This is a genomic window from Gelidibacter algens, from assembly GCF_001678675.1.
GTDB classification, from domain to species: Bacteria; Bacteroidota; Bacteroidia; order Flavobacteriales; family Flavobacteriaceae; genus Gelidibacter; species Gelidibacter algens.
In genome coordinates this window covers 1-8,500 of record NZ_LZRN01000077.1, presented here as the reverse complement: position 1 = coordinate 8,500, position 8,500 = coordinate 1, and the positions used below count along the sequence as shown (strand labels likewise).

General features: G+C 33.8%; 7 protein-coding genes. All 7 read left to right on the top strand.

Annotation, left to right across the window (positions count from 1 at the left end):
- The first annotated feature begins 329 nt into the window (after positions 1–329).
- Entirely contained in the window at positions 330–950 is a 621-nt protein-coding gene (locus tag A9996_RS18590; protein ID WP_066438871.1) for a hypothetical protein, read from the top strand.
- 1 nt (position 951) lies between these two features.
- Positions 952–4,062 (top strand): type I restriction endonuclease subunit R, encoded by a 3,111-nt coding sequence (locus A9996_RS18585; protein WP_066438870.1) that lies wholly within the window; start codon positions 952–954, stop codon positions 4,060–4,062.
- Positions 4,062–4,775: a M48 family metallopeptidase gene (locus tag A9996_RS18580; protein ID WP_066438868.1), complete on the top strand. Its 714-nt coding sequence runs from the start codon at positions 4,062–4,064 to the stop codon at positions 4,773–4,775. Before A9996_RS18585 ends, A9996_RS18580 begins: the two co-directional genes overlap by 1 nt.
- Before the next feature lie 118 nt (positions 4,776–4,893).
- The gene (locus A9996_RS18575) at positions 4,894–5,349 is read left to right on the top strand and encodes a hypothetical protein (protein ID WP_146608976.1); all 456 of its coding nucleotides are present in this window, start codon (positions 4,894–4,896) and stop codon (positions 5,347–5,349) included.
- A gap of 313 nt (positions 5,350–5,662) precedes the next feature.
- Positions 5,663–7,117 carry a reverse transcriptase domain-containing protein gene (locus A9996_RS18570; RefSeq protein WP_066438862.1) on the top strand — a complete coding sequence of 485 codons (1,455 nt, stop codon included), beginning with the start codon at positions 5,663–5,665 and terminating at the stop codon, positions 7,115–7,117.
- Complete coding sequence (locus tag A9996_RS18565; RefSeq protein ID WP_066438859.1) at positions 7,117–8,238, top strand: hypothetical protein; 1,122 nt, start codon at positions 7,117–7,119, stop codon at positions 8,236–8,238. Before A9996_RS18570 ends, A9996_RS18565 begins: the two co-directional genes overlap by 1 nt.
- Positions 8,239–8,268: 30 nt before the next feature.
- On the top strand, positions 8,269–8,500 hold a 232-nt coding region (locus A9996_RS18560; RefSeq protein WP_157487253.1), incomplete at its 3' end, for a hypothetical protein.

Sequence of the window (8,500 nt, the reverse complement as noted above, 5' to 3'; positions counted from 1 at the left end):
ATAAGAGTAGTCAGGTAATTTAATACGAAATACATTAGATATCAGACGGATGGCCTAGATTATTATCCTCATTACAGAATTTAATTTCTGACGATAATGTTTACCAGGTTCTTACCAGATTAGATGATGAGAGTAAATTAATCGGATTTAATGTAGAACAAAGAAAAGAGGAAGTATTTAAGGCCAATTTAATTCTGGAGTTTAAAGATTATAAAGAGCTGATCTTTAGAATAGAAGATCATAGGAATTTTGAAGGAAAAATTGGAAATATTCTCCTTACGCCATTTGTAAACTCTGAAGAGCAATTTGGCGAAAATGATTTGTCTTCAATGATTTATAAACCTAAATATTTTGATTTATTGGAAGAGATATTTGATTCTTATAAACAGCTAGCAAATAAAGACTTCAATAAAATTTGGGGTAATATGTTAACTACCGGACTTTATTCTCAAACTTATGAATCCCGTTTAGTTTTTTCCCATTTATACCGAGAGCATCCTGCAATCCTAATTCTTGCTAAAAAGTTCGCTAAGTCAAAATTGGAATTAAATAATTATATACTAAAAATCCAAAAGGAATATATTTTGGATTTAGATAAGGAATATGACGATTTTTCTGAAATTAGAAATGTAAAAGATCAACTATACCTTTATTACATTCTTAACGAGAGAGTTTTCAAATTACCGCTAGATAATTTTTTCAAGAATCACAATTTTAATTTTGGTTGGTTAGCGAAAGAATCTGGATATAAATCTTTATTCTCGAATGGTATTGATCAATGTAATTCTTTTCCATCGAAAAACCCCATATTTCAGGTCTATAACCAACAATTTAGGTATAATTTAGGAATAAATAGAAACAACACTATTGAAATTGAAGTCATTGGTGGTACCATAAAAAGAAATCCTTTCGAGCTTTTAAAAAAGTGGGCAATGGAAAATAAAAAATAATATGACAAAAGTAGGCAGCATAGAACGCATAACCCAACACCGTATCGTAAAACTCTTTACTCAGGAATTGGGTTATACCTATTTGGGAAATTGGGAAGAACGCGAAAACAATAGCAATATTGAGGAAGATTTACTCAGCCAATATCTATTAAAGAGAGGCTATTCAGACATTCAAATTGCCAAGGCTATCTATGAGTTAAGGTCTACTGCCAACAATTTTAATGATAGTCTTTATACCACAAATAAGGAAACTTATCAGTTGCTACGTTATGGTGCAGATATTAAAACGGAAGTAGGGAAAAACACCGAAAAAGTCCACTTTATAGATTGGAGAAAATGGAGCAACAACGACTTTGCCATCGCTGAAGAAGTGACCATTAGAGGTGTGAAAACGAAGCGTCCGGATATTGTTATCTATGTAAATGGCATTGCTTTGGGAGTTTTGGAACTCAAACGTAGTATTGTAACCATTAATGATGGTATCAGGCAAAGCATCGTCAACCAACAAGATGCTTTCATACGCCCGTTTTTTGCCACTGTACAATATGTTTTTGCAGGTAATGATACCGAAGGCTTGCGTTTTGGTGCGATTGGAACACCAGAAAAATATTATTTGAAATGGAAGGAAAATGAGGAGGATGATAGTCGAAATATATTGGATAAGTACATTCTTAAAATGTGCGACAAAGAACGCTTTTTAGATATCATTTACAATTTTGTCGTTTTTGACGCCGGCATGAAAAAGTTGCCCCGTGTGCATCAGTATTTCGGAATTAAAGAAGCACAGAATTATGCAAAACGCAAGGAGGGCGGGATTATTTGGCATACCCAAGGCAGTGGTAAAAGTTTGGTCATGGTTATCCTGGCTAAATGGATTTTGGAAAACAACCCAAACTCCAGAGTAATCGTATTGACAGACCGTGATGAACTTGACAAACAAATTGAACGCGTCTTTAAAGCCACTGACGAAAAGATTTACCGTACCAGAAGTGGGCGCGATCTTATGCATCAATTAGAACAAGCAACACCAAGACTTATTTGTTCCCTAATCCATAAATTTGGTAAGAAGGATACAGATAATTTTAATGAGTTTATTAGGGAGCTGGAGAGTCAACCCACCAAAACTGTTGGGGAGCTTTTTGTATTTGTTGATGAATGCCATCGTACCCAAAGTGGAAGATTGCACCGTACCATGAAAGCTATCCTGCCCGACGCCGTTTTTATAGGATTTACAGGTACGCCATTGCTGAAAAAAGACAAGCAGACAAGTTTAGAAGTGTTCGGAAAATATATCCATACCTACAAATTTAATGAAGGCGTTATAGACGGCGTGATTCTCGATTTGGTTTATGAAGCTCGAGATATTGATCAACGTCTGACATCCCAAAAGAAAATAGACGAATGGTTTGAAGCCAAAACCAAAGGGCTGAACGATTTTAAAAAATACGAGCTTAAAAAGAAGTGGGGCACGATGCAGAAAGTGTTAAGCAGCCGCTCCAGAATGGATAAGGTAGTTGCTGATATTGTGTTTGATTTTAATACAAAAGCACGATTGAATTCTAACACGGGAAATGCCATCTTGGTAGCAAGTTCTATTTATGAAGCCTGTAAATATTATGAGATTTTTCAACGCACACCTTTAAAAGGAAAATGTGCAATCGTGACGTCCTATAACCCGCAAACTAAAGACATTACTACCGAGGATACGGGAGAGAACACAGAAACAGAAAAACAGTTCATGTACAATCTTTATCAGGAGGTTTTAAAAGACGTAAAAGTTGAAGCTGGGAAAACAGCAACCGAAAGCTATGAAGACTGGGCGAAGTTGAAATTTCGCGATGAACCCGCCAATATGAAATTGTTGATTGTGGTTTCCAAATTACTGACAGGTTTTGATGCCCCAAGCTGCACCTATTTATATATTGATAAAAGCATGCAGGACCACGGTCTCTTCCAGGCTATTTGCCGCGTTAACCGATTGGATACCGATGATAAGCAGTTTGGGTATGTAGTAGATTATATGGATTTGTTTAAAAAGGTTGAAAATGCGGTAGCCGTGTACACCACTGAATTGGATTATGACGAATTTGAGGCAACGGACATTGATGTGATGTTGCAAGATCGTCTCACGGTAGGGAAAGAACGATTGGACACTGCCTTGGAAGAAATTCATCTGTTATGTGAGCCTGTTCCTTCGCCAAAAAGCACTCTTAATTTTATCCACTATTTCTGCGGCAATACAGAGATCATGGAAGAATTGAAATCGCGAGAGCCACAGCGCACCGCACTTTATAAAAAAACTGTGGCGCTGATTAGAGCCTATGCCAATATAGCCGATGAGATGGCAGATGCTGGTTATTCTGCCAAAGAAATCGAAAGTATCAAAAAGGAAATCGATTACTATTTGAAGGTACGTGAGGAAATTAGAAGAGCAAGTGGCGAAACTTTAGATTTGAAAAGTTATGAAGCCGATATGCGACATTTGATAGATACTTATATTCAGGCTGATGAATCAGTTGTCATTTCTAATTTTGAGGACATGCCATTATTAGATATCATTGTAAACTCTGGTATTGCCGATGCTATAAATGCAATGCCTGATGGTATAAAAGAGAGTAGGGATGCGGTAGCAGAAACCATAGAGAACAACGTGAGAAGCAAGATTATTACAGATCATTTAATCGATCCTGCTTTCTTTGATGAAATGTCAAAATTATTGAACACCATCATCCAAGAGCGTAAAACCAAAGCCATCAGTTATGCTGAATATTTAGAACGTATTGCATTTGTAGCTAAAACAGTAAAGGAAGGAAAGAGCGATGCCACACCAGAAATATTAAAGACACCTGGTCAACGTGCCATTTATAATAATATTGGCAAGGATGAAAAACTTGCCGTCGAATTGGATGCAGCCATCACTACCGTAAAAAGAGACGGATGGCGTGGCAATTTAGCAAAGGAACGAGAGATAAAAGCTGAAATCTATAAGATATTGATGAAGCAAAAAGACACTGTGCAAGCTGATATGGCAAGTGATAATGCAGAGGTATATTATGTTGAGAATAAAGTAGAAGCACTTTTTGACATTATTAAAGCACAAGAGGAATATTAATGGAGCAATTGGAATTGGGAAATATCACTATTGACGTAGAACTTAAGGATATTAAAAACATTCATTTAAGTGTCTATCCGCCTAATGGTAAGGTCAAAATAGCCGCACCAGAACGAATGGATTTAGACACTATCAGAGTATTTGCCATAAATAAGTTGAAATGGATCAAGAAACAACAAGCTATATTCAACAGTCAAGCACGTGAAACCCCGAGAGAATACTTGTCCAAGGAAAGTCATTACTTCAAAGGGAAACGCTATTTACTTGAGGTTATAGAACATGCTCATCAATCTAAAGTGGAATTGAATCACAGTACAATTAAACTTTATATTAAATCGAATTCAACCGTTGAAAAGAGGAAGGAAGTTTTAGAGAATTGGCACCGTGAACAGCTTAAGGAAATGATAGTGCCACTCATTTTAAAATGGGAGAAGAAAATAGGCGTCAAAGCCAGTGCAATTGGAATACGCAAAATGCGTACTAAATGGGGATCTTGCAATACTGAAACAAAGCGGATTTGGCTTAATTTAGAATTAGCTAAAAAGCCTGTAGAATGTTTAGAATATATTATTGTTCACGAGCTTGTTCATTTATTGGAACGCAGCCACAATGAGGTTTTTGTAAATTATATGAATCAACTTATGCCTAAATGGCGGTTTTATAGAGAAGAATTAAATAAGCTTCCTTTTAGTCATGTGGAGTGGAAGTATTGAGGTTTTAGGAATTCAATATTGGGGACATTACAGTATGCAGTTCCACTGCATAAAACAATTTGATATTTGTAGACATAAAGAAATGAAAATAGATATGGAGGATAGTGAAATAATTTACATGAGCCAATTTAAATATAGAGTAACAAGGGACTTGGTAGCGTTTCAAGATTATTGTAAAACATTCGATTTCGATTTATTCTGTGAGCATTATGTAGGAAATTCTTCTATTTCTGCTTTAAATGATAAGACTAAAGTCAAGCAGGCCTTAATAACACATTTCGAACCATTAAAAGAGGATTTATTAACTTATAAAAACGACTTCCATAAATTCAAATCTGTTGAAGATATTGCAAACAAAATTGGGATAACCCCTGATCGTGTAAAAGCCTATATCGAACGAAATAAGTTAAACTTCTCGAAAGACCAAATAAACGGGTTGTCGGGTTATGGCGATGTAACCTTGAAGACTCAAGTAAAGGAGATCAGTAGTTATAAGATTCTAAAAGATTTACAGTTGATTGAAAGAAATATACTACTTTCGAAAACTACTGCACAAAGTCTAATGGTTAAATAATAAGATTTAAAATTATAAGTGTTTAATTATGCAGTTCTACTGCATAGAGGCAAAACATATTTGCATAGTTCTTTGAAAGCCTGCTTTAAATTATTGATTTGTGCCAACTGGAAGTTTTTTTAATTAAAGATTTCAGATCGGTTGGTGTCCCGGATTTATTCGGGATGAATGTCTTTTGGTCATTTGCTAAAGATTGAAGTTATCATTATAGGTTTTATTTTATTTGATTATTATTTCATTTAAGATATTATTTGAATTTACATACTTTAAACAAAGAATAGATAAGCAGGCTTCATAGAACTTAAATTACATTATGGAAATAGAACAATCCCACATAGATTACATTAAATCTGCTTTTGAGAATATGCAGACAAAGGAAGATTTGCTTAGTTTAATGAATTATGTCAAGCCATTTATCTATGGAGAAAAATCAGTTCAGTTTGATTTAAAACAATTGACCTATTATGCTTTTCCTCATAATAACAGAGCGCGATATAAAGAGTTTAAAATTAAAAAGAAATCTGGAGGAGAGCGTTCAATTCATGCGCCGATAAAAGGTTTAAAAGCCATTCAAAAAACATTGGCTTTTATATTAGAATATGTTTTTGTCCCACACCCAGCTGCAAAAGGCTTCGTAAGAGAAAAATCAATCGTAGATAACGCTAAAGTTCACGTTGGCAATTACTACGTTTATAATATTGATTTGAAAGATTTTTTTCAAAGTATTGATCAAGCCAGAGTATGGAAATGCCTACAGTTACCTCCATTTAATTTAAAGGATCCAGACATCAACGTAAACAATATTGTTAGGCTTGATAATTTAACTATGACCGCTTTGTGTACTGTTAGTAAGTCTCCATTGGGGTTTTATACTGGCTATAATCTTAAAGGTGAAAAATTTATTTCAAGGGAATTTGAATTAGAAGTTAATGCATATGTAATTGGAAAAAAAGTTATTGACGCTGATTATTACAATGTAAAAGAAATGATCTTCGATAGAGATAATGGAATTAAAGAATATGTGAAATTAATAAAACATGAAATTGGGCGACAAAAGATCGCTAATATCATTGCGAATATTTGCTGTACAACTATGGATGTAGAACGTAAAGATGCGCAAGGTGCTTGGGAAAAAGTTTCACGAAGTGTTTTGCCACAAGGGGCGCCAACATCTCCTGTACTGACTAATGTTGTATGTCAACGACTAGACTATTTGCTAAGTGCTGTTGCAAAAAGATTTGGTTTGAAATACAGCCGTTATGCAGATGATATTACGTTTAGTTCTTTACATAACGTTTTTCAAAAAGACAGCAATTTTTTAAATGAAATGGAACGTGTTATTGCAGATCAAGGATTTACTATTAAACCAAGTAAAACGCGTTTGCAAGTAGATGGCATGCAAAAGGCAGTTACAGGCTTAATTGTTAACGATAAAGTGAACGTTAAGAAACGGTACGTGAAGCAATTGAGAATGTGGATAAATTACTGGGAAGTTTACGGTTATGCTAAAGCTGAAATGATTTTTAAAAGAGATTATTTTAAAGATAAGGGGCATGTGAAAACAGGACAGCCTAATTTAAGTAATGTATTGGACGGCAAACTTAATTACCTAAGCATGGTTAAGGGAGCTAATGATGCTACTTATCTTAAACTAAAAAACAGGTTTGATTCGTTAATACAAGGAGCTAGCTCAATGGAAATTGTACTGAAAGAATGGGAGAAAAACGGCATTGAAAACGCCATGGAATTATATAAAAAACAGTTGTAATGAATAAATTTAAATTTGTAAGACAACTATTAGAAAACGAAAAACTTAATCCTAATCAAAAAGAACGGTTTTTAAAATTAATTTCTAAAGAACTGGCAGACTCTTCAAATCTTGATGAGCAGATATTTAATGAAGTTAAAGAAATTAAAGAGAAGATAAGATTATTAGAAGGAGTGGTCACTGGATCAGGACAGGAGCATACAAAGCCATCAAATTCACACTATCCTAAGATTCATAATGCACGTTCTTTAGTTGGATTAATGAATCAATTTTCGGATAATTCTAAAGCCTTAAAATATACTACACATAGTTGGGAGCATGGAAGATTTCAAAGTTATGAGGATTTCCTTAAAAAAGTAAAAGAGGAATGGAATGATATGAATCAAGAATTAAAAGAGCTTAATCCGAGATTGCATGGGAAAATTTCGAATTTTTTATTTAATGAAAAGTTGGGTAAAATAAAAACTGGAAATTATTATCATGTTTGGGGTGAGAAAAAACTAAAATTTGGATGGGCTTCAGGAGCTTTACAACGCTATATGAATGATAACGATGCAGATCCCTTTAGTTGTCCTATTCCGGATGAAATTAAAATACTAGATAAAAAACACAATTTTTTATTGTTTGATCATTACGTTTCAGAATTTAAAAATGAAATTGAAATAAGAGAAGATAATTCGGCTTTAGTTAATCTGATAAACAATTTATGGACGGAGGAATTAAATTACGATTTTACTGTCAATCAAGAAAACACAGAAGGAGTTTCTTTTTTTACAGATGTACCCTATTTAAAATCGGTTCTTAAAATCGTATTTGGAAGTTTTAAGAAACGTTCACAGTTTCCGAATATTATTTTTCGCGTTGATCAAAATTTCGAAAAAAAATATCTTGAATTAAGTATTTCTCAATTAGATTCTAAGTGTAATAGAAGCATAGATGATCCAAAGATTATATGTCCCACGGGTGGTGACTTTTCCACGCTTATCGAAAATTTGAAAAATTTAGCGGATTTTTCTGTAATAGGTGTTTTTAGAAATGGAGCGCTTTATAAAGTCAATTATCTTTCCAGTAATGAAAATGTTGAAAATGTTAGAAAAACTGAAAGACGATTATCCGTGTAAAGGATTTACATATGTATTAAAATTTTATATATGAAAAGAGTGATTTTGATTGAAGATAGGCCAAATAGGCAAATAGATTTTATAAAAGAAATAAGTAGAGATTTGAATGAAATTTCGATTTTAGAAAATATTTGTGGTTTTGAAAAGTTTAATTTCTATAAAGAAATTTTGAGTTCGAGCATACTGGATATATTTGATCCATATCCGGTCATTATTATTCATAGATCTGCTTTATCAGCAAATGAACGTTTGAAATTAATTG

What these genes read in the sequence shown, in the direction of transcription:
- A9996_RS18590 (WP_066438871.1), top strand. Translation starts at nt 330, where the DNA reads ATGATTTATAAACCTAAATATTTTGATTTATTGGAAGAGATATTTGAT.
- A9996_RS18585 (WP_066438870.1), top strand. Translation starts at nt 952, where the DNA reads ATGACAAAAGTAGGCAGCATAGAACGCATAACCCAACACCGTATCGTA.
- A9996_RS18570 (WP_066438862.1), top strand. Translation starts at nt 5,663, where the DNA reads ATGGAAATAGAACAATCCCACATAGATTACATTAAATCTGCTTTTGAG.
- A9996_RS18580 (WP_066438868.1), top strand. Translation starts at nt 4,062, where the DNA reads ATGGAGCAATTGGAATTGGGAAATATCACTATTGACGTAGAACTTAAG.
- A9996_RS18565 (WP_066438859.1), top strand. Translation starts at nt 7,117, where the DNA reads ATGAATAAATTTAAATTTGTAAGACAACTATTAGAAAACGAAAAACTT.
- A9996_RS18575 (WP_146608976.1), top strand. Translation starts at nt 4,894, where the DNA reads ATGAGCCAATTTAAATATAGAGTAACAAGGGACTTGGTAGCGTTTCAA.